Here is a 2,898-nt window from a genome sequence, read left to right as displayed (position 1 = left end):
CTCTGCCCGAGCGCCATGGTGATCTGGCACGAGGCCGCACCATTGTTGCGCACCTCGGCAGCGGGGCCAGCTTGTGCGCTATGCAGAACCTGGAAAGCGTCGCCACCACGATGGGCTTTTCCGCGCTTGACGGCCTGATGATGGGCACCCGCACGGGCTCGCTCGATCCCGGCGCTTTGCTCTACTTGATGGAGGTCGAAAGACTTTCGCTGGAAGAAGTGGGCAGCACGCTCTACAACCAGTCCGGCCTGCTCGGTGTTTCCGGGATTTCGGCCGAACCGCGCGTGGTGGTGAAGCACGAGAATGATCCCGGTGAGGCTGGCGAACGCGCCCGCATCGCGCTGGCGCTCTACGTGCGCCGTATCGTGCGCGAGATCGGCGCGCTGACCGCAGTACTGGGCGGCCTGGATCTGCTCGTGTTCACTGCCGGTGTCGGTGAGCACAACGCCTTCGTGCGCGAGCGCGTCTGCCGCGACCTGGCCTTCCTCGGCATCAAGCTCGATGCCGATGCCAACACCATTAATGCCCCCGTCATCTCCACCACTGGCAGCCGCGTGCGTGTCGCGTTGGAGCCCACCAACGAGGAATGGATCGCAGCACGCTGTACGCAGAAACTCATGATCGCCGGGTGATGTCCCACGCAGGGTTCATCGGCACCAAAGAAGGTCAATCGTATGACCACCGGTTCCATCATTCGCCAGCGCTGGTTTGCCGGCCACGGCCCCATCGTCCATCACGAGGAGACCGTCGCACGTGTAGATGCATTGGTAGCCGGTTTGATCGCCGATGGCCGCGTTGCCGATGAGGCGACGGCCTACACCTTCCTTGCTGCCGCCGACCGCTTGGGTTGCGTGGCAATGAACGTGGTCGCGCACATGACCTATGCGAAGCGCATTGACCTGTCCGGCGCGCTGCTGGCTGAGGAGGACTTCAAGCTGACGCCAGAAGGCCACATCGGTGGCTCGCTGAACATGGTGCAGGCCTTCGTCGGCTACCTGCTCGCCAACGCGCTCACCGGCAGCAGGCGCGGCTGGATCATGGGCCAAGGCCACTGCGTCGCCGCCATCGAAGCCGTCAATGCGCTCACCGGCGACATCTCGCCCGCGCAGCGGGGCCGTTACGACCGCAGTGAGGAAGGCCTGTCGCGCCTGTGCGCTGATTTCTATTCCTATGCCATCAATGCGCAGGGCCTCCCGGCTGTGCCGCTGGGCAGCCATGCCGGCCCCAACACTGCCGGCGCCGTGTCCGAAGGCGGCTACCTCGGCTTTGCCGAACTGCAGTACATCCACATGCCGCTGCCTGGCGAATCGCTGGTTGCCTTTCTCAGCGACGGTGCCTTCGAGGAACAGCGCGGCCCGGACTGGGCACCACGCTGGTGGCGCGCGCAGGACAGCGGCTTCGCCGTGCCGGTGATGATTCTCAATGGCCGCCGCATCGAGCAGCGTACTCAGATCATGCAAGAAGGCGGTGCGCAATGGCTGGCTGAAGACGTGCGCCACAACGGCTTTGATCCAGTGATCGTCGATGGTCGCGACCCGTCCGCGATCGCCTGGGCGATCATCAAAGCCGAGGACACGCTGCATGCCTTCGCCGCCGATCCGGATCGGCGCTATCCGGCGCCTCTGCCTTACGTGATCGCCGAGACCGAGAAGGGCTTCGGCTTTCCCGGTGCAGGCAGCAATGCCGCGCACAACCTGCCGCTGAGCGGCAATCCACACACCGATGCCGCCATGCGCGGGCTGTTCAACGAGAGCGCAGCGGCGCTGTTCGTTCCGCCTGTTGAACTCAACGCCGCACTCGACGCCTTCGCGTGCCATGCCGCCCAACAACGTCCGCTGGAGAGCGCGAATCCGATGGCGCATCGCCATCCCGCCGCGCCCAAACTGCCCGAGCCATGCTGGGAGACACCAGGCAGCGAAGGCAGTGCAATGACGGCTCTGGATCAGTGGTTTGTCGAATTCGCCAAGGCCAATCCCGATATGCGCATGCGTATCGGCAACCCTGACGAATTGGCCAGCAACAAAATGGGCGGCACGTTGGCGCTGCTCAAGCACCGCGTCAACGAGCCCGAAGCCGGTGTGCCTGAGGATTTGCACGGCGCCATCATCACCGCGCTCAACGAGGAAGCTGTGGCTGCGGCAGCACTCGGCAACAAAGGCGGACTGAATCTGGTCGTCAGCTACGAGGCCTTCGCGGTCAAGATGCTTGGCCTGATACGGCAGGAAATCATCTTCGCCCGCCACCAGCGTCAGGCCGGCCGGCCGGCCAGCCGACTGGCTGTCGGTGCCGCTTATCGTCACCTCGCACACTTGGGAGAATGCGAAGAACGAACAGTCGCACCAAGATCCGACCATCGGTGAAGCCCTGCTGGGCGAAATGTCTGACACCTCGCGCGTGCTGTTCCCGGTGGATGGCAATACCGCCGTCGCCGCACTGCGTGACGTCTATGCTGGACGCGGCCAGCTTGGTTGCCTGATCGTCTCCAAGCGCGACGTGGAGAATCGCTTCGACGCCGAATCGGCGCAACGTCTGATCAGTGACGGCGCAGCCCATCTGATAGGCAATCCCGCCAATGCCGAGGTGCAACTCATCGCGCTGGGCGCCTACCAGTTGGACGAGGCAATCAAGGCACAGCAGCACCTTGCTGAGCTGGGCAAGTGCGCCTGTGTCACCGTCGTCCTGGAACCCGGCCGCCTGCGTATTCCACGCGATGTCATCGAAGCTGAATTCGTCGATGACGACGTAACCGTTAGCACACTGTTCCCATCGGGCCTGCCGCGCGTGATTGTCACGCACACTCGCCCGGAACCCATGCTTGGCATTCTGCGCCGCATTGACAGTGGCCCCGCCAAGACTCGCGCCCTTGGCTACATCAGCCGCGGCGGTACCTTCGATGTC

2 pseudogenes are annotated in these 2,898 nt (G+C 63.9%); both read left to right on the top strand.

The features are described 5' to 3' along the window. Positions 1 to 632 (top strand): annotated as a pseudogene (locus WBB14_RS16990) (acetate/propionate family kinase); the annotation flags it as partial. 42 nt (positions 633 to 674) lie between these two features. Then, positions 675 to 2,898, top strand: a pseudogene (locus WBB14_RS16985) (xylulose 5-phosphate 3-epimerase); the annotation flags it as partial.

This window comes from Achromobacter sp., from assembly GCF_049647645.1.
Taxonomy (GTDB): Bacteria; Pseudomonadota; Gammaproteobacteria; order Burkholderiales; family Burkholderiaceae_B; genus Achromobacter.
Note: the sequence above shows the minus strand (reverse complement) of the source record. Positions and strands in the feature narration are given on the sequence as shown.